Consider the following 23241-nt stretch of genomic DNA (forward strand, 5'->3'; position numbering starts at 1 on the left):
GGGGCTGTTCATGGTGAGACTTTTTGGAACGGATGGCGTGCGCGGCGAAGCCAATACGGAGCTGACGCCGGAGCTGGCGTATCATCTCGGACGTGCGGCAACGCTCTATTTTGGTGCGCAATCGGAGGTGCGCCCCCGGATTTTGATTGGCCGTGACACCCGCATCTCGGGTGAGATGTTCGAGGCGGCGCTCATGGCAGGTATCTGCTCTGCGGGGGGCGTCGCACTTGTTGTGGGGGTCGTTCCGACACCTGCGATTGCCTATCTTGCGCGTGAGCACAAGGCGCAGGCTGGCATTGTGATCTCTGCCTCGCACAACCCATTTCCCGACAATGGGATCAAGTTCTTTGGCGGTGACGGCTACAAGCTTCCGGATGCGGTCGAGGACGAGCTCGAAAATCTCGTCCATCGGCTGCAAACGAACGATGATGCGGCGCGTCCAACGGGGAAGAAGATCGGGGTTGTCGAGTATCGCGACGATCTGCTCAACCAATATATTGACTATGTTGCAAGTACGTGCACAGAGCGCTTCGACGGTATGAAAATCGTGCTCGACTGTGCGAATGGTGCTGCCTATGAGGCAATGCCAAAACTGCTGCGCAGCCTCGGCGCTGAGGTCAAGGTGATCCACGCGCTCCCAAATGGAGTGAACATCAACGACGGTTGTGGCTCAACGCATCTGGAATCCTTGCGCCGTACTGTGCTCGAGCGTGGTGCCGACATCGGCATCGCACATGATGGGGATGCGGATCGCTGTCTTTGCCTGGATGAGAAGGGGGAGCTGATCGACGGAGATCACATTCTGGTAGCGTGTGCTGCTGAGATGATTCGTTCGGGACGTCTGCCGCACAAGACTGTCGTGACGACTGTGATGGCAAACATTGGCTTCCACAAGGCAATCGCCGAGCTCGGCGGACGTGTCGAGGTGACGGCGGTCGGCGACCGCTATGTGCTCGAGTCCATGCGTGCAAACGGCTATACAATCGGCGGAGAACAGTCGGGGCATATTATCTTTGCAGAACATGCGACGACGGGCGACGGCCTCATCACGGCTCTGCAGGTGCTCGCGGCACTGCGCCGCAGCGGCAAGAAGGCATCGGAGCTGAATGCGATGATGACAACCTATCCGCAGCTCCTTGTGAATGTACGCGTCAAGACGAAGGCGGGCTGGGAGAAAAATGCGGCGATCCGTACTGCTATTGCCGAAGGGGAACGAATCCTCGGCCGCGACGGACGCATCCTTGTGCGTCCGTCGGGCACAGAGCCTCTGATCCGCGTGATGGCGGAGGGCAGTGATCAGGCGCAGCTCGAGGAGGTCTGCGGTGCGATTGTAGATGTTGTGAAACGGGAACAGGGAGAGGCGTAAATGTCGCATCTTTCCGCCGTGCTGCTCGTACTCCTTGCCGGGACGATGTGGGCGGCGAGCGGTACAGCGGCACAGCACTTCTACACACAGTCGGAGCATATTCCTCTCGAGCTGACGCAGGTACGGCTCTTTCTCTCGAGCGGACTCTTCTTCCTCCTCGCATGGTGGAGCGGCGGGCTGCGGCGCGGTGTGCGTTCCCTGCGCAAAAATCCGCGTCTTCTTCTGCAGCTTGCGATTCATGGGATCGTTGGCATTATGATCGTGCAGTTCACCTACTTTATGGGGATTGCCGAGGGCGATGCGGCGGCGACTACGGTCATTGGCTATACGAGTCCTGCGATGATGATTCTCTATTTTTCCGTGCGCTACCGACGCCTGCCGTCGGCTGTGGAGGCAGGGACGGTCATTGTCGCCGTGGCGGGGGTGTTCCTGCTTGTGACGGGCGGTGACATCGGACGGCTCTCCGTGCCGATGGCGTGCATTGTGTGGAGTTTGCTTTCAGGCGTGACCTTCACCTTTGCGATGATCTATCCCCTGCATCTCCTGCGCCTCTTTGACCGCTTTTTCCTGCTTGCTGTCTGTATGCTGATCGGTGCCGTTTCACTTTTGCCCATGACACAGGTGATTACCGAGGTTGGGTCATTTTTTACGGCGGGAACATGGCTTGATCTCTTTGTCATCATCGGGCTCGGGACGGTTGTCGCTTTCTTCGCATTTAATTTGGGGCTGCGCTGGCTGAGTCCCGAGGAGACAGCGATCACGGCGACGATTGAGCCGGTGGCAAGTGTCATCTTTGCATGGATGATCTTCGATACACATTTTGTCGTCATGCAGATTGTCGGGATTGTTCTCGTCCTCGCAGCGATTCTCGCGCCGAATGTGCTGCGGAAATGGGGACACACATGATTGCGGGGGATAGGAACGATGTGTTCTCACTGTGATGAGGAGTCACTGCTCTTTATCGAGGGATGACAGATTATTTTCTGGGAGGTTTGTTTTTGCAGGAAACGACGGATACGATAGAGTTCCGGGATCAACAGGAGGCGTACGCGATTCTCGGAGAGAGGGATAAACTGCTGCTGGCGATGCAGGAGGCCTTTCCATGCCGCATGGTGAGCCGCGGCAATGCTCTCGTTGTGACGGGAGCAGAGACGGATGTCGCCGCCGTGCGGACGCTCGTGCAGGAGCTCATCTTCTATCAGAAGCAGGGGGCCAAGGTGACGACGCACGAGGTCACCTATGGAGCAGATCTTGTGCGCGCAGGACGCGTAGAGGAGCTGCATAGTCTCTTTTCTGAGGTGCTGCTTGTGACGGCAAAGGGCAAGGAGGTGCGCGCAAAGACGCTCGGTCAGCGTGACTATCTTGCGAAGATCCGCCGCAATGCCGTGACGCTCGGGGTCGGCCCTGCGGGGACGGGCAAGACCTACCTTGCGGTGGTGATGGCAGTTGCGGCACTCAGGAACCGTGAGGTGAGCCGCATCATCCTTACGCGCCCCGCCGTGGAGGCAGGGGAACACCTCGGCTTTTTGCCCGGCGATCTGACGGAGAAGATCAACCCCTATCTGCGCCCTCTCTACGATGCTCTCCAGGATATTCTCGGCACGGAGGGCTACCAGAAGATGATGAGCCGCCAGCTCATTGAGGTGGCGCCGCTTGCCTACATTCGCGGACGGACGCTTGAGGATGCGTTCATTATTCTCGATGAAGCTCAGAACACGACGGGCGCACAGATGAAGATGTTTCTCACCCGCCTAGGATTTGGCTCGCGTATGGTGGTGACAGGAGATCTGGAGCAGGTCGACCTTCCGCGCGGCACGACCTCGGGACTGAAACAGGCGTGTCAGATCCTCAAGGGCGTTCGCGGCGTCGGCATTGTTCGTCTCGAGCCTGTGGATATCATTCGGCACGAGGTTGTTACGCGGATTGTCGAGGCATATGGTGCCTGGGAGAAGAAGCGGGGGCACGCACATGGAGATTGAGATTCGGAGAGAGCCGGAACATCTCACTGTATCCATGGAGGATATGGACGCAGTGAGGCGTGTGGTCGAGACGGTCGGACGCCTCTATGGGGCAGAGGAGGCAGAGGTGAGCGTGACGCTGACGGACGATGCCCATATCCATGTTCTCAACCGCGAATACCGCGGTGTCGATCGCCCTACGGACGTACTCTCTTTCGCTCTCATGGAGAGTGATGAGCCGGAAATCATCGGCGGGGCGAGCGAGGTGTTGGGGGATCTCGTGATTTCGCTCGAGCGTGTGCAGGCGCAGGCCGAGGAGTATGGGCACAGTGCGCTGCGTGAACTTTCGTTTCTTACCGTTCACGGTATGCTGCACCTTCTCGGCTATGACCACATGGAGGAGGACGAGCGCCTCGAGATGGAGACAGAGCAGCGGCATGTCATGGAGGAATTGGGGATTGAACGATGAATATGCATAAATCTGGCTTTGTGGCCGTCATTGGACGGCCGAATGTCGGAAAATCGACGCTGATCAATGCGCTGATTGGGCAGAAGATCGCCATCATGAGCGACAAGCCACAGACGACGCGCAGCCGCATCCTCTGCATTCTGACCGAGGAGGATGCGCAGATCATCTTCCTCGATACGCCGGGCGTACACAAGCCAAAGCACAAGCTCGGCACCTACATGGCGAAGGCGACAGAGGGGGCACTGCACGGCGTCGATGTCATCGTCTTTGTTGTGGATGTGACGGAGAAGATGGGCGCAGGCGAGCAATATATTCTCAAACAGCTCGCAAATGTGCGTGTACCCATTTTGCTCGCCGTCAACAAGGTGGACTGCATCCCGCGTGAACAGAGCCTGCCGATCATCGCAAGCTATGCTAAGGTGCATGATTTTGCGGGCATTGTGCCGATCTCGGCGCGCGAAGGGGAGAATTTGGACGGGTTGCTTGCGGAGATCAAAGCACGTCTGCCCGAGGGGCCGCAGTACTACCCTGCTGATATGGTGACCGATCAGCCTGAGCGGCTGATCGTCGCCGAACTCGTGCGCGAGAAAGTGCTCGCGCTGACGCGGGATGAGATTCCGCATGCGGTCGCCGTCGATATCGAAGAGATGACGACGCGCCCCAAGGGTGATGTCTACATTCGTGCTGTCATCTACGTCGAACGTGAATCGCAGAAGGGAATTGTCATCGGTGCACGCGGAGCACTCCTGCGGACGATCGGTGAGCACGCCCGCGCTGATGCCGAGACTCTGCTCGGGGCAAAGGTTTACCTTGATCTCTGGGTAAAGATGCGAAAGGATTGGCGCAATCGTGCAAGCGCCCTTCGGGAGTTTGGGTTTTATGAATCCGATTGAAGAAACTGCGGTTGTGACGCCGAAGGTGGACCAGATTTATCAGCGGGAGTTAAATCGATTGCCGCACCGCTTTGTCAACGGTCTTCTCGTGCTTGTTCCGATTATCATCACCGTGCTTGTCATAGACTGGACACTGCGCCTTACCGAGGGGGTGTTGGGGCAGTATCTGCCTTTCTATTTCCCCGGGATGGGCATCATCACACTCACACTAATCATCTATCTGGTGGGCTGGGCATCGACGAACTGGGCGCTCGCGAAGCTCATCTCTCTCGGGGAGACCATGATCGGAACCATTCCAGTCGTCAAGTTCATCTATACGAGCGTCAAGCGTTTATCGGAGGCTGTACTGGATCCCCGCAACAACTTCAAGCGTGTCGTTCATGTGCCCTATCAGGGGGCACGGGCACTTGGTTTTGTCATGGCGGATCTGCCGCCGCGCTTTCAGGAGGCGATGGGGGGCGGCTATGTCTGTGTCTTCATCCCCTGGAGTCTCAATATGACTTCGGGAACGACCCTGCTCGTCAAGGAAGAGGATGTCGTCGACATCCCGGTACCAAAGGATGAGGCTCTGCAGTATATGCTTACCGCCGGTGCTGTTATGCCTTTCTCAGGCAGAAAGCAGCCTGCAGCACGTGATGCGCATACGGGGGATGGGCCGCACGAGGGGGACTCGTAGATGGCGCTCTATGCCGCAGAGGGAATCGTGCTTGGCACCCGCAACTGGGGCGAGGCAGACAAGGTGCTGACGATCTTTACGCGCGAGCGTGGTCTCGTGCGCGCTGCGGCATTCGGATGCCGTCGTCCGCGAAGCCCCCTGGCGGGTGCGATGCAGATGTTCGTGCACGTCGACCTGCAGTTTGCCGAGGGAGGACGGCTCGAGACAGTGAAGAGTGCTTCCGTGCGCGCACATCATGCAAAGCTCTCGCTTGATCTGGCTGCGCTTGCATATGCGACCTTTGTGGCAGAGGTGATTCGTGAATTTATGCCGGAAGGTATTGCCGACGAGCAATTTTTTGATCGTCTGACACAGATCCTGACGGCATTCGAAACGCGTAATCCTCGTGTAACAGCGCTTGCGGCTGTCCTTCAGACACTCGCGGCCGCAGGTCTGCAGCAGAACTATGGGCACTGCCTTCACTGCGGTGCAAAGATCACAGGAGATGCTTACTTTCTCACGCAGGAGGGAGGCGCACTCTGTGTGGACTGCCGAACGGAGGCGTCGACGTCCTTTTCGGAGGAGCTGCGCGCTTTGCTGTGCAGCCTCGAGATGCTCGACTGGGCCCACCCTGCGCCGCTCTCACTGCGCGGAGGAATACTCATGGCAGCCGAGTCTATCGTGCTTGCACACGTGCAGGAGCTTGTTGGGCATCCGCTGCGATCACTCTCATTTTTGTCCCAGCTGACATAATACCGTTAGAAATATTTAGGAACCTATGAAAAAATACTTCTGAAAAAAAAGGAAAAGTGAGGATGACGGCGAAAATATATCAGGTAATGATTTCTATGTTGTTTTTGTCTTGCATCCATAAACTGGAAGAGAATGGAGGGGAAGCCTGTCATGATCATGCTGACGAAGTTCAACTCCAAGACAAACAAGCGAGGGGAGTTCGTCCTCAACGCGGAGATCATTGAGAGTATTGAGGAGACACCGGATACTGTAATCACACTGACCAACGGGAAGAAGCTGATTGTTGAAGAGCCGATGGAGGAGATCGTGCGCCGCACAATCAAGTATCGTCGTGCTCTTCATCAAAATTAGTTGGCGAATTTCCATTCCTTTGGTATAATGGGGAGAACATGCTTCTCCACGCGGCAAGGGAGTGCCCCGATGTGGAGCCGCTGCGGCTTCGTAGTTGTTTTTAGGGAGGGAATTAACTCATGGCGGAGGAAAAGGAAGAACAGGCGGCAGAGCAGCCAAAACAAAAGTCACCCATGATCATGATGGTCGTCGTGGTTGTCGTGGCAGTTCTGGTCGCAGTGGCAGCAGCCGGCGGCATATCGTACTATATCTTCTCGCAGGCGGAGTCGCCTTCGCATGCGGAAGACGGCGGCGGCAGCTCGCACCGTGACCCCGGTGTGTTCTACAAGCTTGGCGACCCGAAGGAAGGTATTCTTGTCAATGTCGGCGGCGGACGCTCCGGGAAGTTCCTGAAGGCGGGCATCGTCTTGGAACTCAATCCTGGAAAATCTGAGAATGTGACCGACGGCAAGGTCGGTTCTGTTGCGGAGACGAAGATTCTCGACACGACGATGCAGTTCCTGCGCGCCGCACCGCTCGAGGAATTTGACGCGGCCAAGCAGGACGCGCTCAAGAAGCAGCTGAAGGATGCGCTCAACGATCGTCTGGGTCAGGGCTCTGTCTATGATGTTTACATCACGAGCTTCCTGCTGCAGTAAGTAATATGAAGCACTGCACAATAGGAAGGGGGAAGAGTCTTGGCTGAGGACGTACTGTCTCAATCCGAAATAGATAAGCTGCTCTCAGCACTTTCGGATGGCTCGGTTTCCGCCGAGGAAGTCAAGGCGGAAGAAGAGGAACGCAAGGTCAAGGTCTATGACTTTAAGCGGCCGGATCGGTTCTCAAAGGATCAGATCCGCACGCTTTTCATGCTGCATGAAAGCTTCTCGCGACTTTTGAATACCTATCTGTCGGCAAGCCTTAGGGCTATGGTCGACATTGAGGTTATGTCCGTTGAACAGCTGACCTATCAGGAATTTGTTCAGTCCATGGGAAATCCGTCCGTGATCGGCATCCTTGCACTGCCGCCGCTCAAGGGAAATATCATCATCGAGGTCGGCACGGATCTGGCATTTGCCTATATCGACCGCGTCTTTGGCGGGGAAGGGAAATCCGGCGTCAAGTCGCGCGCATTGACGGATATTGAGACGGCGGTGATGCGTCGCTTCATCGATACGGTCACCAATTATTTCAAGGAAGCATGGAGCAATGTGGTAGAGTTCCGTCCGAACTTTGAGACGATGGAAACGAACCCGCAGTTTGCGCAGATCGTTCCGCCCAGCGACATGGTCGTGCTCGTCACGATCCACATCAAGATGGGCGATGTGGACGGCATGATGAATATCTGCATTCCCTATCTGGTGCTCGAGCCGGTTATGTCAAAACTCACCACATCGTTCTGGGTGGCGGCCTCTGCCGACAAGGAGAGTACCCCAGAACAGGTGGAGGAGCTCCAGCGCAAGATTGAACGCACACGGGTGCCGTTTAAGGTAGAACTCGGTACGGTTGATATTACGGTTCATGAGTTTCTCACACTCGGGTTTGGCGATGTGCTGCAGCTTGATACGCAAACGCAGGATGAACTCGTCTGTTACGTCGGCTCGAATGCGAAATTCCGCGCGCGCCCGGGTACTGCTGGGAAGCGTATGGCCGTGCAAATATCCGGCATTATAGAAGGAGATGACGAAGCGAATGAGTGATGAGATGATCTCGCAGGAGGAGATCGATGCCCTCCTGAACGGCGGAGCAGCGAGTGACTCGCCTGCAGATGATGCCGCAGCCGACTCGCCTTCTGACGATGATGATGCTGGCATCACGGATCTGGAGCGTGATGCTCTCGGGGAGATTGGTAATATCTCCATGGGCGGAGCGGCGACAACCCTCTCCGTTCTTCTCGGGCGCAAGGTCTCGATTACGACGCCGACCGTTTCGGTGTCCAATCTGCGCAAACTGAAGGAAAAATATCCGATTCCCTTCCTCGTTGTTGAGGTTGGCTACAGCATCGGGATCGAGGGGAACAACGTCCTCTGCATACAGGCGAAGGATGCCGCGATCATTGCTGATCTGATGATGGGCAATGACGGGACAAATCCTGATACGGAACTGAGCGAACTCCATATGAGTGCGGTCAGCGAATGCATGAACCAGATGATGGGCAGTGTTGCGACCTCGCTTTCCTCGATGTTCAATAAGAAAGTGGACATCACCCCACCTGTGGTTACGCTCGTCGACCTTGGGACAGAGGAGGTTGTGTCCAAGCTCCTCGACAAGGTAGATCCGATTATTCAGGCGTCTTTCCGTATGGAGGTAGATGGCCTCATTGACAGTGAGATCATGCAGCTTCTGCCGGTCGATGTCGCAAAGGATATGGTCGACTCCCTGATGAATCAGCAGGCAGATGTCGACAACGAGGAAGAAGCCGTCGAGGCTGCTGCAGCAGCGCCGCCGGCCGCAGCACCAGCTCCGGCAGCGCCCGCCGCCGCAGCAGCGCCTGCGAACTATGGATATGGAGCACCGCCTATGCAGCCACATGTAGCATCTAATGTGCCGGTACAATCGGCACAATTTACACCGCTGAGTTCTGTTCCCGTTCAGGTGAATGATGCCAATATCGGGCTTATTCTCGATGTACCGCTCCAGGTGAATGTAGAGCTTGGCAGGACGAAGAAGTCCATCAAGGATATTCTCGATCTCACGAAGGGATCCATCGTGGAGCTTGACAAACTCGCCGGAGAGGCTGTGGATATCATGGTCAACGGAAAGTATTTGGCGAAGGGTGAGGTTGTCGTTATTGACGAGAACTTCGGCGTTCGTATTACGGAGATTGTCAGCCCGCTGGAGCGTGCTGCACGCCTCCAATAGCGGAAGGAATATGGAACTTTTGGGTGTGGTATAGAAAATCCTTGTCACAAGGGGCAGATTTCGTTATAATGAATAACGATAAAAAGCACATATATATGTGCGTGTTTGTGCCCCTTTCGAATAGGGATGTTCTATCGAATTAAGGAGAGATGAGAAAATGGCAACTCGCGTTCTGATTGTTGACGATGCAGCTTTTATGCGAATGATGGTAAAGGACATCCTGTCGAAGAACGGGTACGAGATTGTTGGTGAAGCTGAAAACGGCATGAAGGCGCTCGAGAAGTATCAGGAGCTCAAGCCAGATCTCGTGACGATGGATATCACGATGCCGGAGATGGACGGCATTACTGCTGTAAAGGAGATCAAGAAGGTCGATCCTGCAGCGAAGGTCGTCATGTGCAGTGCTATGGGACAGCAGGCGATGGTTATCGAAGCCATTCAGGCTGGTGCACGTGACTTCATCGTAAAGCCGTTCCAGGCCGATCGCGTGCTGGAGGCTATTCGTAAAGCCGTCGGCTGATGAACAAACGGATATTTTCTCTGTCCTTGCTGCTCGGATACATCCTCTATATGCTGTGTACAGGGGATGTATTCGCTGCGGGTGAGACGGGCAGCGGATATTTGGCCGGATATGAGGAGGCTGACCCGCGCCCGTCGGCCGTGTCATGGTGGTCGACGGTCGCCTATGTGGTCAGCCTTTTTGCTGTCTTTGCGTTTGTCGTCATTCTAGCATATTTTGCAGCGCGTGCCTTTGGAAAAAACTCCATGCAAAGGCTTGCCGCACGCGGGGGACAGATATATCTGCAGCTGCCGCTTGGGCCAAACCGTTCGCTCTGTGTCGTAGAACTCTTTGGGCGTGTTTTCGTACTTGGGGTTACGGATGCCAACATACATTTGATCACGGAGATCGATGATTCGGAGACGTTGGAAGAGATTCGTGCGGCCGGCCCTGCAGAGGGTGGTGTCTTTCAAGAGCAGTTCGGCTCATTGTCAGATTTTGTACAAAAAATACCGCCTCTTTTTCGTAAATAGTGGCGGTTGAGAGAAATGGGGGGACAGGATTGGGGCGCAAATTGCTTGTGATAGGAGGCGCAGCGCTCCTCCTGCTGGCGGCAGGTCATGCGTATGCGGCTCCCTTGATTCCTACCGTCAGTCTTGACGTAGGAACATCGGAGAATCCACAGGATGTAGCAACCAGCATGCAGTTGCTTGCGGTGCTGACAATCGTTTCAATGGCACCTGCGATTCTGGTGATGACGACCTCATTTGTTCGCATTGTTGTGGTCATTGGATTCCTGCGCAACGCTCTTTCGACGCAAAATGTACCGCCGAATCAGGTTGTTATTGCACTGTCGCTTTTCTTGTCGTTCTACATTATGGCTCCCTATTGGGGGCAGGCGAACGAAAATGGGATCCAACCGTATCTTGCGGGACAAATTTCGCAGGAACAGGCACTTGAAAATATTGTTGATCCGATGCGTGAGTTCATGTTCCGCCAGACGCGGGAGTCTGATCTCGCGCTCTTTGTCAATCTATCAGAGGCACCCCGCCCTGAGGGGCCTGAGGATGTTTCGACATTTACCCTCATTCCCGCGTTTATCATCAGTGAACTCAAGACGGCCTTTCAGATTGGTTTTATGATCTATATTCCATTCATCGTCATTGATATGATTGTCGCAAGTACGCTCATGTCGATGGGTATGATGATGCTGCCGCCGGTCATGATTTCACTGCCGTTTAAGATCCTGCTGTTCGTGATGGTCGATGGCTGGCACCTCTTGATTCAGTCACTCATCATGAGTTTCCGTTAGTGGGGAGGCAATGCGATGTCCGGAGATTTGGTCATCCAGCTCGCCCAAGAGGCACTCATGATTGTCCTTCTCGTCTCAGCGCCTATGCTGGGCCTTGGACTTATTGTCGGCCTTTTGGTCGCAGTGTTTCAGGCGACTACCTCGATTCAGGAGCAGACACTTGCGTTCATCCCCAAGATCATTGCCGTCTTTGTTGCTATTTTGATCTTTGGACCTTGGATGCTGCGCATCATGGTCGAGTACGTGACGAGTGTATTCGTCAACCTGCCGAGCTATTTACGCTGAAGGGGGCGGCCGTGCATGGATTTGTATGAGCTGCTGCAAGGTCATATAGCGGCTTTCCTGCTGACACTGACGCGAATCAGTGGGATTTTCCTCATCTCGCCCTTTTTTGGCAGTATGAACATCTCACCATATTTTCGCGTGGGACTGGCACTTGCAATGACGATCGTGCTGTTTCCCGTCATTGATGGTCTGGGGGAACCGGCAGCGCCGGACACTATTATCATGTTTGCTGTCACTGCGATCGGGGAGCTCTTCATTGGCTGGCTGATTGGCTTCGTAGCATATATCTCCTTTGCAGCCATTACGATGGCCGGCAAGGTTATGGATATGCAGGTAGGCTTTGCCATCGTCAATGTCGTAGATCCGACTTCCGGTCAGCAAATACCGCTCATCGGAAGTTTTCTTTATAATTTGGCAATTATTATTTTGCTTGTTACAAACGGGCATCACATGATACTCGCCGCACTTGCAGAAAGCTTTCGCGCGGTGCCGCTCGCAGGTATGGAGCCGAACATTTCAATCGCACTCATGCTTGCGAATTTTACAGGTACGATTTTCATTACGGGGATGAAGATCGCGATGCCGATTACCTTTGCAATCCTGCTTACGAATGTGGGACTTGGAATCCTTGCACGTACAATGCCGCAGATGAATATCTTCGTCGTCGGTATTCCCATGCAGCTGATGATTGGTATTGTCGTACTCTCGATGATCATCCCGTTCTATGTCTTATTCCTGGATGTGCTGTTCAATGAAATGTATGGAAACATATCACTTGCGGTACGCGCTCTCCGATAGTGCGCATCTCGTCTTTGATCTCCAGCGTTTCGCAGGGGAAAAGACAGAAGAACCAACCGCGAAAAAGCGTGCGGATGCGCGCAAGAAAGGCCAAGTTGGCCGCAGTCAAGAGCTCAACAGCGCGTTTGTCTTGCTTGTGGGCTTCTTTGGACTAAAGCTGCTGTGGGACTCAATCTATCTATCTATTGCAGCCTATACAACCTACGTATTCTCGAATCTCAACCAGACGGTAGATACGGAGAACATTCTCCGCATCTTTATCGGGATTGTCATTGTCCTTGCCAAAACTGCGTTTCCCATCATGCTTTTTATCATGCTCATTGGGCTTGCGGTTAACTTCTTTCAGGTGGGACTAAACTTCAATACAGAGTCCATTGAATTCAAGCTGGATAAGCTGAACCCAATCAATGGTTTTGGGCGTATCTTCTCGAAACGCTCTCTGGTGGAGCTTGCAAAATCCATCTTCAAGATTATCGTCATTGGCTTCTTCCTCTACCGCTTCATTCGTGAGCAGATTCTCGCAATGCCGCAGTTTATGTTTTTTGATCTGACGACGAGTCTCACACTTGTTGCGGAGCTCATCTTCCAGATGGCATTTGTCGTCATCGGGGTCATTATGATTATGGCGATCATGGACTATGGCTACCAGAAATGGCAGACGACACAGGATCTTAAGATGTCCAAACAGGAAGTCAAGGACGAGATGAAGCAGACGGAGGGCGACCCTCAGATCAAGGGAAAGATTCGCCAGAAGCAGCGTCAGATGGCGATGGCTCGTATGATGAAGGAAGTTCCCAAGGCAGACGTCATCATTACGAACCCGACCCACTATGCGGTTGCCCTTTCCTATGAGCAGGGGATGGTCGCTCCGACTGTTATTGCCAAAGGCCAGGACCTCGTCGCGCAGCGCATTAAGGAGATCGGCAGGGATGCACGTGTCCCCATTATCGAGAATAAACCCCTCGCGCGTACGCTCTATGCCGCAGTTCAGGTTGGCGATACTGTGCCGCAGGAGCTCTACCAGGCTGTCGCCGAAGTACTCGCATATGTCTATCGCCTGAAACATGCACGGCGTGGAGCCTAAGGGAGCACAGGAGCTATCTGTGCCGCCTAATCTGCGACAAAAGTCTTGTTTAGTGTTTGACGTAACATCATATTTTGGTATAATATTTAGGAGAAACGTAAATTTTTTCGTTCACCTAAGCATTCGAGGGAGTGAGTGAGAGCATGGCAGCACCGCAGACTGGCAGTGTAAATCCTCTTTCATCCGGCAATCTCATACAACGCTACAGTGATGTCCTGATCGCCGTCGCCATCGTAACCATCGTCATTATGATGATTATTCCGTTGCCGACGATTCTGCTTGACGTCCTTATTTGCTTGAATATTACAATTGCACTTCTCGTTGTGATGTCGGCAATCTACAACATAGAGGCGCTGGATCTATCCGTCTTTCCCTCATTGCTGCTGATTACGACGCTCTTTCGTCTGGCACTGAACATTTCCTCGACGCGGCTGATTCTCCTCGACGGCTATGCCGGTGAGGTTATTACTGCGTTCGGAAACTTTGTTGTCGGCGGTAACGCGGTGGTTGGCTTTATTGTGTTCGTCATCCTTGTCATTGTCAACTTTATCGTTATCACGAAAGGATCCGAGCGCGTCGCTGAGGTTTCCGCACGCTTTACTCTCGATGCGATGCCCGGCAAACAGATGGCGATTGACGCCGATCTGAACCAAGGTGCGATTACGGACGCGGAGGCAAAGCGCCGCCGCGAGAAGGTGCAGCGTGAGTCAGACTTCTTCGGCGCAATGGATGGTGCTTCGAAATTCGTCAAGGGTGATGCGATTGCCGCGATCGTAATTATGATCATCAACATTGGCGGCGGTTTTGTCATCGGTATGCTGCAGCGTGATATGGACGCGGCACAGGCACTGCAGACGTACACACTGCTGACTGTCGGTGAAGGCCTTGTCGCTCAGATCCCTGCGCTCCTTATCTCAACGGCAACTGGTATCATTGTCACGCGTTCAGCGGCGGAGGGTAACCTCGGAGGAGATCTCGTGAAGCAGCTCTTCCGCAACGCGCGTATCTTTATGATCCTCACGGGTGTGCTCCTCTTCCTTGCCATCATGCCTGGACTGCCGGGCATTCCGTTCACGGTGCTTGCAGTGATCTGCGGTGTTATTGCATGGAACCTCCAGCGCGGACAGACCGTGGAGCAAGAAGTACAGCAGGTCGAGCAGAAAGCGAAGGCGAAGAAGGAGGCAACCACCCCCGAGAACATTGTGTCACTCCTTCAGGTTGACCCGATGGAACTCGAGATCGGCTACAGTCTTATTCCGCTTGTCGATACAGGACAGGGAGGAGACCTCCTCGATCGTATTGTCATGATCAGACGTCAGTGTGCTCTTGAGCTTGGCCTTGTCGTGCCGACCATCCGCATCCGTGACAATATTCAGATCAAGCCCAATGCGTATATTATTAAGCTCAAAGGCGTTGAGATTGCACGCGGCGAACTCATGCTTGATCATTATCTTGCGATGAACTCGGGGACAGTGTTCGAGGAAGTGCCGGGCATCGAGACGACGGAGCCGGCCTTTGGCCTGCCGGCGCTCTGGATCTCGGAGAACGAGCGCGAGCAGGCAGAGCTCAATGGGTACACCGTCGTCGATGCAGTCTCGGTGCTTGCTACACATCTGACGGAGATCATCAAGCTGCACGCTGCTGAGATCCTAGGGCGTCAGGAGACGCAGAATCTCCTTGACAATCTGCGCAAGACGAATGGGGCACTTGTGGATGAGGTTGTTCCGAATCTGCTCAGTGTCGGCGAGGTGCAGAAAGTTCTTGCAAACCTCCTGCATGAGCGCATTTCTATCCGTGATATGAGTACGATCCTCGAGGTGCTGGCTGACTATGGCATGGCAACAAAGGATACGGATGTTCTTACGGAATACGTACGCCATGCGATGGCGCGCCACATTACACAGCAGAATGTCCAGAACGGTGCCTTGCCATGTATCACGCTCGACCCTGCAATCGAGAATAAGATTGCGGGCAGCGTGCAGCGCACGGAGCATGGCTCTTATGTCAGCCTCGATCCAGACTCTATGCAAAAGCTTCTCACAGCACTGCAGGAGGAACTTGGTAAACTAACCGATCAGGGATATCAGCCCATCGTTCTGACGAGTCCAACGGTGCGCCCCTATTTCCGAAATCTCGTCGAGCGGTCTATACCTGGGCTGATCGTCCTCTCTCATGCAGAGATAGAGCAGAATGTTGAGATCCAAATCCTCGGGGTGGTGAGAATCTAAGTGCAGGTCAAGACCGTGCGGGCCTCTTCGGTGAAGGAGGCCATGGAACAGATTAAAGATGAGCTCGGCAGTGATGCCGTGCTCCTTCATACGAAAAAATATCGTGAGGGCGGCGTGCTTGGCGGCGTCGAGATGATCGAAGTGACCGCTGCCGTGGATGAAAAACAATCGCGGACTCCGCGTGCCGCATCGGCCTATGTGCCTCCAGCGTCTCCGATTCTTCCCACGAGCGTTCTTAATCAGTATCGTATGACGGAGCCGCTCGTATCGGAGAAATCAGTGCCGACGGCGGAACCGATTGTACCGCCTGTCTATGACTATGGCGCAGCATCACCAGCAGCTTCAACCTATCCTCTGCAGGGAACTGCAGCTTATCCGCCGGAGGCATATGCCATACCGGCAGCTTCTGTCGCTTCGGCACTGACACCTGCGTATGCGTCGACGGCACCGCCTCCGCCTGCGGCGGATGTCCAGTCAAAGACTCCCGCAGAGACTGCACCAGAGCAGCCTTCTGCCGAGGAGGATGGCTCTGCGGAGCGTATTCGTCTCCTGGAAGATGAGCTTTCGCAGATGAAGACAATGCTCGCCTCTATGATGGCGGCGAACCAGCCGAAGGAGATTGTCTCCATCCGTGATGCCCTTCGCCGACAGGATGTGCGGGAGGAACTCTGTGAGGAACTCTCCAGCAAGATCCCCCTTGCGGATGTGAACTTGGACAGTCTTGACCCGCGAGCCGTCAATGTCCTTGCGGGATATCTCGCACAGGTGATGCAGTTCTCCGATGGCCTCCATCCAGGTTCCCGCAGCTCCCGTGTTGTTGCCTTTATTGGAACAACAGGCGTTGGAAAGACTACAACACTTGCAAAGGTCGCGGCGCACTTCGTTTTAGAGCAGAACCTCAAGGGGGCTCTCATCACAGCGGATACCTACCGCATCTCAGCCGTTGAGCAGCTTAAGAAATACGCTGAGATTCTTGGACTGCCTGTAGAGGTTGTATACTCAGCCGCAGATCTCAGAAAGGCGATTACGCGCCACCGCAGCAAGGATTTCATCCTTGTGGATACGGCGGGACGCAGTCAATACAACGAATACCAGATGGACGAGCTCAAGGACCTGATTGCAGCACATCCGCGCATGGAAAAACACCTGGTCGTCAGTGCGACCACCAAAGAACAGGATGCTGCAGAGATTATGGAGCGATTTTCTGCATGCCGCCCGGATCGTATCATCTTCACCAAAACGGATGAGACGCGTACGATCGGCATGGTGCTCAATCTTCTCGCAGGCGGGAAGATCCCTCTTTCCTTCCTGTCAAATGGGCAGAGCGTCCCCGATGACATCATACCGGCAACTGCAGAGCGCCTTGCCGGATTGCTTTTGAGGGAATGACATGGCAGATCAGGCAACGCGACTGCGTCAAATGGTCCATTCTGAGAGCCCCCAGACACCTATCTCATCCACTCAGGCTGAGGCTTGGGCAAATGTGCGTGTGATTGCAATCACGAGTGGGAAGGGCGGAGTCGGCAAGACGAACATTGCTGTTAACCTAGCCATCGCGCTTCGAAACAGGGGGCATCGCGTCCTTGTCATTGATGCGGATCTCGGTATGGCAAACGTGGATATCCTGCTTGGGGCTACCTCGCGAAAACATTTGCTCGATCTCATTCGTCCGGAGGTCAGCCTGGAAGATGTCATTGTAGAAACGCAGCATGGGCTTCAATATATCTCAGGCGGCTCCGGGATCGAAAAGGCACTCGAATACGATCATGCGGAAAAGGTACTCCTCCAGCAAAAACTTGCGGACTGCGCCGCACGTGCTGATATCATCCTAGTGGATACGGGAGCAGGTCTTGGGCGCAACGTCATGGACTTCATTCTTGCGGCGGATGAGGTGCTTCTCGTAACGACGCCGGAGCCAACCTCTCTCACCGATGCTTATGCCGTGATGAAGGCCTACAGTATCTATGCGAGTCAGAAGAATCTCAGACTCATCATCAACCGCGTATACGAAGTCAAGGAGAGTCGTGAGGTCGCCCAGAAACTCCAGCGTGCTGCCGAGAAGTTCCTCCATATGCCGGTGGACTGTCTTGGATATGTATTCGAGGACACATCGGTCACAAAAGCAGTACGACGTCAGACACCTCTCCTCAATGCAGAACCGAATACTGCAGCTGCACGATGTATTGACGCATTGGCGGAGGCACTTATTACAGGGAATGAAATGCATGTTAAGCGCGGATGGAAGGGTTTTTTACAGCAAATTTTTAAGTTTTCAACGTAGCCAAGGAGGAAAATTCAGATGGCGGGCGAATTGGTACAGGCAAGGAGTATTTTAGCAATCGGACAGAGGCTGGAAATATTCTTTGAAAACAGCGAGGAAGGAACCTCCGGCTATACAAGCAGGGTGGAAGACATCGTCGATGATGAACTCGTTGTTGCTATGCCCGTAGATGAGCGCCATGTTCCAGTCATACCACGCGTAGGGGAGAACCTTTACGTGCTGGCCGCAGGAGATGGATGCCATTTTCGCTTTTTTAGCGTTCATCGCGGCCATGGTCGTCATGACAATATTCCCGTCCTTCGTATTTCTGTTCCCGAAGTTGCGGAGCGCTTCCAAAAACGTGCGTTCTTTCGCATCAAGGTGAATCTTACTGCGACGGTTCGTTTGGTCGACCATGAAGGAAAGATCGATGCCCCGCGGCGAGTGCCCCTGGTAGACCTCAGCGGCAACGGGCTAGCTTTTGCTTGGCCCAAAAAGGTGCCTCTCGACTCGGATGCGGCTCTCGCACTCAACGATATTCCTGGAATCGGGACAATCGAACTCATGACGCGCATCATACGGTGTACGCGCATTGAGCGCGAGGACGACGTCCCCATTTATCACGTCGGTGTGCAGTTTCAAGGGATTTCACGCGGCATACGCGATAAAATCGTACGCTATCTGTTCCATATACAGCGAACCCAGGTGGAGCGCGTGAAAGATGAGTAAGGCACTAAGGAAAAACATGATGTTCGGCAAAAATGGATCCTCCCGGATGCGTCTTGTCGTCATCGGATCTTCGACAGGAGGACCACAGGCACTCCAGACTGTCATCACAGGGCTTCCAGAGCATTTTCCCTGCCCTGTGGTCATCGTACAGCACATGCCGGCAGGATTTACCAATGCTCTTGCGGGACGTCTGGACGGGGTATCAAAAGTCAAGGTATGCGAAGCAAAAAACGGCGATGTCTTGGAGGCAGGGTGCGTCTACATTGCGCCTGGGAACTACCATCTGCGTATCCTGGACGAAGCTGCTATTCGCCGCATTGCGCTCAGCGATGAGCCACCTGTTGGGAACCATCGTCCCGCAGTCAACGTGATGTATGAATCCGTCGCACATCTTGGAAGAGATGTCGTTGCCGTGATTCTCACGGGAATGGGCAATGACGGGCGCGATGGGCTGCGAAAGATCAAGGAAAACGGCGGCTACTGCATTGCGCAGGATGAAGCGACCTGTGTCGTTTACGGAATGCCAAAATCCGTAATCGAAGCAGGTCTGGCCGATGAGATATGCCCATTGCCGCAGATTGCAAGCGCGATCGAGACGGCTGTGAGAAGATAGGAAATAGGGGGAATACCAATGGATAACCAGTATATGGACATGTTCCTGGATGAGTCGCATGAGCATCTGCAGTCACTGAACGAAGGACTCCTGAGCCTCGAGGAGAACATGGAGGAAATCGGTGTCGTCAACGACATCTTCCGCAACGCACATACGCTTAAGGGCATGTCAGCGACCATGGGCTTTGCCAAGATTGCAGAACTCACCCACGAGATGGAAGATGTTCTGGATCTCGTCCGCAAAGAGCAGCTGAAGCTCAACGAGGATATTATGGATACGCTGTTCAAGTGTTTGGACTCGCTCGAGCAGATGGTGGACAGCGTTGGTAACGGTGAGGCAGAAGATGTCGTCGATGTCTCTGATCTCGTCGCAAAGCTCAGCTCTATCTCCAAGGGGACTCCTGCGCCCGCTGCGGCAACCCCCGCTGCAGCGAATTCTGCTGCACCTGCGGCATCAGAGGGTGACAGCGCTAAAAGCGTGGACCTTGAACTCGACGATATCGACCTTGATGTCATGAAAAAGGCAAAAGAAGCCGGCATGAATATGTTCCATGTCAAGGTTACCCTCATGGAAACCTGTGTGCTCAAGGCCGCGCGTTCCGTCATGGTTATGCATGCACTCGATGAGATCGGTGATGTCATTAAGAGCATTCCGCCGGCAGAGGATCTCGAGCAAGAGAAGTTCGAGCGCAGCTTTGATGTGGTGATTGCCACGGGTGGTGATGCCCAGGCGGTGCAGAATGCCGTGGATACGGTTTCGGAAATTGAAGATGTTCTCGTTGAGCCGCTCGATCCGGACAAAGTCGGAAAGTCGGAGGCTCCTGCGTCGGCGACGTCTCCTGCGCCTGCGGCAAAGGCCGCCGCACCCGCGGCCAAGAAGGAGGCTGCGAAGCCTGCTGCAGCTCCCGCGAAGAAGCCGCATCAAAGTCAGAGTGTCCGCGTTGACATCGAAAAACTTGATACGCTTATGAACCTCATGGGTGAGCTCGTTATCAATAAAGTTCGTTTGGAGCAGATTGGTCAGACACATCGCCTGAGCGACCTTATGGAGACTCTCGAGCAGATGGATCGTGTCACTGGCGATCTGCAGAACATTGTCATGAAGGTCCGCATGGTTCCAGTCAGTGCTGTGTTCAACCGCTTCCCACGCATGGTGCGTGATGTATCGAAGGAACTTGGCAAGGACATCAACCTCACGATCGAGGGTGAGGAGACTGAGCTTGACCGTACCGTTATCGACGAGATCGGTGATCCGATCATGCATCTCCTGCGCAACTCGCTCGACCATGGTGTTGAGAGCCCCGATGCGCGTGAGGCGAAGGGGAAGCCGCGTACCGGCGAGGTGGGGCTCATCGCGCGGCACGAGGGCAACAACGTCGTCATCATGATCACGGACGACGGCGCAGGAATTGATGCGAGCAAGATTCGCCGCAAGGCGGTCGAGAAGGGCATGGTCACGCAGAGTGAAGCGGATAGTCTCGACGACGCGGATGCCGTTCGCCTGATCTTCCTGCCGGGTTTTTCGACGGCAGAGCAGATCACGGACATCTCCGGCCGCGGCGTCGGCATGGACGTTGTGCGCAGCAAGATCGAGGCACTCTCCGGGCACGTCGATGTGGAGACCCATATCGACGAAGGGTCTGTGTTCAAGATCAAGCTGCCGCTCACGCTTGCGATCATTCAGGCGATGCTCGTACGAGTGCAGGAGGAGATGTACGCCATTCCTCTCACATCGATCGACAGTACGATCAACATCGAGCCGAGTGACATTCAGACCGTCCAGAACAAGGAGGTTATCGTCCTGCGCGGGGAGATTATCCCGATCATCCGCATGGAGGAAGCTCTTCAGGTTCCGCATACGAAGGATTCCGACGAGCATTTCGTTGTTGTTGTCCATGCGGGCGAGGCGAAGGCAGGCATCGTTGTGGACAACCTGATCGGTCAGCAGGAAATCGTTATCAAGACACTTGGCAATCTCTTCGCCGGACTCAAACTCTTTGGCGGAGCAACTGTGCTTGGCGACGGAAGAGTCGCACTGATTCTTGACGTTGCGACGATGATACAGCAGTAAAAGGGGAGGGCAAAGAAGATGGCAGAGGATATGAATCAGGGGAATGCGCCGCAGAACTCGCAGTATGTGGCGTTCAATCTTCGCGATGAAGAATATGGTGTCAGCATTTTGAACGTGCAGGAGATACGCAATCTGACGGACATCACGCGTGTTCCGTTTGCGGCAGACTTTATCAAGGGTGTCATCAATCTGCGCGGTTCGGTGCTCCCCGTCATCGATCTCAAGCAGCGGCTCGGACTTGCTGAGACTCCTTATACGGACCGCACGCGTATCGTCACGGTCTCCGTTGAGGACGTCCATGTCGGCATGCTTGTCGATGCTGTAACGGAGGTTCTCAGCCTCGAGAATGCGCCTGTCGATACGAAGAAGGCGATGAATGCACGCGAGAGCAGCCGATTCCTCAGCGGCATTGGCAATATCAGAGGAAGGCTTATCGTTCTCCTCAATCTGGAGGAGATCGTCGGACTTTCGAAGGATGCGAAATAAGGGAGCTTGCTTCCTGTCATTGCGCCGTGCTAAGAGGTAAAGTCAATGAGCGTAGATGAGAATCTGACAGAGCTGTCAGAGCTGCAGCTGGATGTGCTCAGAGAGATTGGAAACGTCGGTGCTGGGAACTCCGCGACGGCGCTTTCCCGTCTTATTCAGCGCCGCATCGAGATGAATGTGCCCCATGTGGCACTTGTGCCAATTGAAGATGTACCAGAATTTGTCGGCGGACCGGAACTGGTTGTCGTCGGTATTTTCTTGCGCGTCTATGGCAAGGCGCCGAGCAACATTCTGTTTCTCATCCCGCGGGACAGCGCGTTCGCACTTGTAGACACACTGCTGGGGCGCGAGAGGGGGAAGACGACAGAACTCGACGCGATGGATGAATCGGCTCTCATGGAAATCGGCAACATCCTCGCAGGATCCTATTTGAATGCGTTCTATACGTTTACAGGCATGAGTATGCTGCCGTCCATCCCCGCACTTGCTGTGGATATGGCGGGTGCCATTCTCAACGTCGTTCTGGTTCAGCTTGGTGAGATGGGCGACCATGCGCTGCTCATTGAAACGAATTTTGTTGCGGAGGATCGGAGCATCAGCGGCCATTTCTTCCTGGTCCCGGATCCCGGATCGCTCAGCAGCATTATGAATGCGGTAGGAGTTGAATGATATGCCGGATTTGATAAAAGTCGGTATGGCCGACTACAAAGTCGGCGCAGCTCCATCCACACTCATCAGCTATGGATTGGGCTCCTGTATCGGACTTTCTCTCTATGATCCACAAGCAAAGGTGGGCGGACTTCTCCACTATATGCTGCCGGACAGCAAACAGGCACGTCCTACAGATACGCCGGCAAAGTTTATTGATACGGGATTTCCGCTCATGCTGGCGGATGTCCTGCGGCTTGGCGCGTCAAAAACGCGTCTCGTAGCAAAGATTGCGGGCGGTGCACAGATGTTCGCGTTCTCCAATACGACGAGTGTCATGCGTGTCGGGGAGCGGAATGCACAGGCGGCAAAAGAGCTCTTGGCACAGCATGGTATCCGTCTTATTGCGGAGGATACTGGCCTAAACTATGGCCGCACTGTGGCAATCGATCTCAACGATGGTACCTATACCGTGAAAACCGTAAGCAAGGGAGATAAGACAATATAAGGGGCAGGTGAAAAGTATGTTCAAACTCGGCATGGCACTCGTGTTTTCCGTGATTGCTGCGCTCGTTGTATTTATTACAGGACTCGTCAGCGATGCACGCATTATGACGGCATTCGGCCGCGGCTTTATCGCATTTGTAAGCGCGGGAATATTCACCTATCTCGCCGCATTCATTCTGGAGGCAAAGGGCTGGGCGGCTTTTGATAAGGATCCCACAGAGCGAATGAAGGATATGCAGGCGACGCTCTACGATGCAGAGGATATCGACTTTGAAGCAGTGGAGAAGGGGAGCGGTGCAACAGAGGAGTTTGCGGCATCGTCGAGTTTTCGACCGCTCTCAGAGGGTGCTTTCACACATATGAGAAGCCCCGCGGCGGATGAGCCGGAGGATAGAGACGGAGCGGCAGCGCCGGCTTGACCCATACACCGAGCGTT

General features: G+C 54.3%; 27 protein-coding genes. All 27 read left to right on the forward strand.

The window, feature by feature from the left end:
• The first annotated feature begins 10 nt into the window (after positions 1 to 10).
• The 27 genes from glmM (at position 11) to HMPREF1992_RS05855 (ending at position 23224) form a co-directional block, all read left to right on the forward strand.
• A complete protein-coding gene (gene glmM / locus HMPREF1992_RS05725) occupies positions 11 to 1366 on the forward strand; it encodes a phosphoglucosamine mutase (protein WP_021684908.1) in 1356 nt (451 codons plus the stop codon).
• Positions 1367 to 2272, forward strand: a complete 906-nt coding sequence (locus HMPREF1992_RS05730; RefSeq protein ID WP_021684909.1) for a DMT family transporter — start codon at positions 1367 to 1369, stop codon at positions 2270 to 2272.
• Positions 2273 to 2364: 92 nt separating this feature from the next.
• Positions 2365 to 3345 (forward strand): PhoH family protein, encoded by a 981-nt coding sequence (locus tag HMPREF1992_RS05735; protein WP_037358754.1) that lies wholly within the window; start codon positions 2365 to 2367, stop codon positions 3343 to 3345.
• Positions 3335 to 3793, forward strand: coding sequence for an rRNA maturation RNase YbeY (ybeY, locus tag HMPREF1992_RS05740; RefSeq protein WP_021684911.1), 459 nt, complete (start codon positions 3335 to 3337; stop codon positions 3791 to 3793). The genes HMPREF1992_RS05735 and ybeY overlap by 11 nt, the downstream gene beginning before the upstream one ends.
• Positions 3790 to 4686 carry a GTPase Era gene (gene era / locus HMPREF1992_RS05745; RefSeq protein WP_021684912.1) on the forward strand — a complete coding sequence of 299 codons (897 nt, stop codon included), beginning with the start codon at positions 3790 to 3792 and terminating at the stop codon, positions 4684 to 4686. Before ybeY ends, era begins: the two co-directional genes overlap by 4 nt.
• Positions 4673 to 5362 (forward strand): DUF502 domain-containing protein, encoded by a 690-nt coding sequence (locus HMPREF1992_RS05750; RefSeq protein ID WP_021684913.1) that lies wholly within the window; start codon positions 4673 to 4675, stop codon positions 5360 to 5362. Before era ends, HMPREF1992_RS05750 begins: the two co-directional genes overlap by 14 nt.
• The gene (recO, locus tag HMPREF1992_RS05755; protein WP_021684914.1) at positions 5363 to 6094 is read left to right on the forward strand and encodes a DNA repair protein RecO; all 732 of its coding nucleotides are present in this window, start codon (positions 5363 to 5365) and stop codon (positions 6092 to 6094) included. It abuts the gene before it with no gap.
• 150 nt (positions 6095 to 6244) lie between these two features.
• Positions 6245 to 6445 (forward strand): flagellar FlbD family protein, encoded by a 201-nt coding sequence (locus HMPREF1992_RS05760; protein ID WP_037358756.1) that lies wholly within the window; start codon positions 6245 to 6247, stop codon positions 6443 to 6445.
• A 119-nt stretch (positions 6446 to 6564) separates the two neighbouring features.
• On the forward strand, positions 6565 to 7083 hold the full coding sequence (gene fliL / locus HMPREF1992_RS05765) for a flagellar basal body-associated protein FliL (protein WP_021684917.1): 519 nt from the start codon (positions 6565 to 6567) through the stop codon (positions 7081 to 7083).
• 39 nt (positions 7084 to 7122) lie between these two features.
• Positions 7123 to 8124, forward strand: a complete 1002-nt coding sequence (gene fliM / locus HMPREF1992_RS05770) for a flagellar motor switch protein FliM (RefSeq protein ID WP_021684918.1) — start codon at positions 7123 to 7125, stop codon at positions 8122 to 8124.
• Positions 8117 to 9286 (forward strand): flagellar motor switch phosphatase FliY, encoded by a 1170-nt coding sequence (gene fliY, locus HMPREF1992_RS05775; RefSeq protein ID WP_021684919.1) that lies wholly within the window; start codon positions 8117 to 8119, stop codon positions 9284 to 9286. Before fliM ends, fliY begins: the two co-directional genes overlap by 8 nt.
• A gap of 157 nt (positions 9287 to 9443) precedes the next feature.
• Positions 9444 to 9806, forward strand: coding sequence for a response regulator (locus tag HMPREF1992_RS05780; RefSeq protein WP_006307432.1), 363 nt, complete (start codon positions 9444 to 9446; stop codon positions 9804 to 9806).
• Positions 9806 to 10318 carry a flagellar biosynthetic protein FliO gene (locus tag HMPREF1992_RS05785; RefSeq protein ID WP_021684920.1) on the forward strand — a complete coding sequence of 171 codons (513 nt, stop codon included), beginning with the start codon at positions 9806 to 9808 and terminating at the stop codon, positions 10316 to 10318. Before HMPREF1992_RS05780 ends, HMPREF1992_RS05785 begins: the two co-directional genes overlap by 1 nt.
• A gap of 29 nt (positions 10319 to 10347) precedes the next feature.
• Positions 10348 to 11097, forward strand: a complete 750-nt coding sequence (gene fliP, locus HMPREF1992_RS05790) for a flagellar type III secretion system pore protein FliP (RefSeq protein ID WP_037358758.1) — start codon at positions 10348 to 10350, stop codon at positions 11095 to 11097.
• Between the two features lie 15 nt (positions 11098 to 11112).
• Positions 11113 to 11382 (forward strand): flagellar biosynthesis protein FliQ, encoded by a 270-nt coding sequence (fliQ, locus tag HMPREF1992_RS05795; protein WP_021684922.1) that lies wholly within the window; start codon positions 11113 to 11115, stop codon positions 11380 to 11382.
• 15 nt (positions 11383 to 11397) lie between these two features.
• Positions 11398 to 12180: a flagellar biosynthetic protein FliR gene (fliR, locus tag HMPREF1992_RS05800; protein ID WP_021684923.1), complete on the forward strand. Its 783-nt coding sequence runs from the start codon at positions 11398 to 11400 to the stop codon at positions 12178 to 12180.
• Positions 12143 to 13264: a flagellar biosynthesis protein FlhB gene (gene flhB, locus HMPREF1992_RS05805; RefSeq protein ID WP_021684924.1), complete on the forward strand. Its 1122-nt coding sequence runs from the start codon at positions 12143 to 12145 to the stop codon at positions 13262 to 13264. The genes fliR and flhB overlap by 38 nt, the downstream gene beginning before the upstream one ends.
• Before the next feature lie 143 nt (positions 13265 to 13407).
• The gene (gene flhA / locus HMPREF1992_RS05810) at positions 13408 to 15492 is read left to right on the forward strand and encodes a flagellar biosynthesis protein FlhA (protein WP_021684925.1); all 2085 of its coding nucleotides are present in this window, start codon (positions 13408 to 13410) and stop codon (positions 15490 to 15492) included.
• The gene (flhF, locus tag HMPREF1992_RS05815; protein WP_021684926.1) at positions 15493 to 16881 is read left to right on the forward strand and encodes a flagellar biosynthesis protein FlhF; all 1389 of its coding nucleotides are present in this window, start codon (positions 15493 to 15495) and stop codon (positions 16879 to 16881) included. It abuts the gene before it with no gap.
• A 1-nt stretch (position 16882) separates the two neighbouring features.
• Positions 16883 to 17773, forward strand: a complete 891-nt coding sequence (locus tag HMPREF1992_RS05820; RefSeq protein WP_021684927.1) for a MinD/ParA family protein — start codon at positions 16883 to 16885, stop codon at positions 17771 to 17773.
• A gap of 18 nt (positions 17774 to 17791) precedes the next feature.
• Positions 17792 to 18481 carry a flagellar brake protein gene (locus tag HMPREF1992_RS05825; RefSeq protein ID WP_037358761.1) on the forward strand — a complete coding sequence of 230 codons (690 nt, stop codon included), beginning with the start codon at positions 17792 to 17794 and terminating at the stop codon, positions 18479 to 18481.
• Complete coding sequence (locus HMPREF1992_RS05830; RefSeq protein WP_021684930.1) at positions 18474 to 19094, forward strand: CheB methylesterase domain-containing protein; 621 nt, start codon at positions 18474 to 18476, stop codon at positions 19092 to 19094. The genes HMPREF1992_RS05825 and HMPREF1992_RS05830 overlap by 8 nt, the downstream gene beginning before the upstream one ends.
• A gap of 18 nt (positions 19095 to 19112) precedes the next feature.
• Entirely contained in the window at positions 19113 to 21164 is a 2052-nt protein-coding gene (locus HMPREF1992_RS05835) for a chemotaxis protein CheA (protein ID WP_021684931.1), read from the forward strand.
• Between the two features lie 18 nt (positions 21165 to 21182).
• On the forward strand, positions 21183 to 21650 hold the full coding sequence (locus HMPREF1992_RS05840) for a chemotaxis protein CheW (protein ID WP_021684932.1): 468 nt from the start codon (positions 21183 to 21185) through the stop codon (positions 21648 to 21650).
• 45 nt (positions 21651 to 21695) lie between these two features.
• Positions 21696 to 22319, forward strand: a complete 624-nt coding sequence (locus HMPREF1992_RS05845) for a chemotaxis protein CheC (protein ID WP_021684933.1) — start codon at positions 21696 to 21698, stop codon at positions 22317 to 22319.
• 1 nt (position 22320) lies between these two features.
• Entirely contained in the window at positions 22321 to 22806 is a 486-nt protein-coding gene (locus HMPREF1992_RS05850) for a chemotaxis protein CheD (protein WP_021684934.1), read from the forward strand.
• Positions 22807 to 22822: 16 nt separating this feature from the next.
• Positions 22823 to 23224, forward strand: a complete 402-nt coding sequence (locus HMPREF1992_RS05855) for a hypothetical protein (protein WP_021684935.1) — start codon at positions 22823 to 22825, stop codon at positions 23222 to 23224.
• Positions 23225 to 23241: the final 17 nt, after the last annotated feature.

This window comes from Selenomonas sp. oral taxon 892 str. F0426 (genome assembly GCF_000468035.1).
In the GTDB taxonomy this organism is placed as follows: domain Bacteria; phylum Bacillota; class Negativicutes; order Selenomonadales; family Selenomonadaceae; genus Centipeda.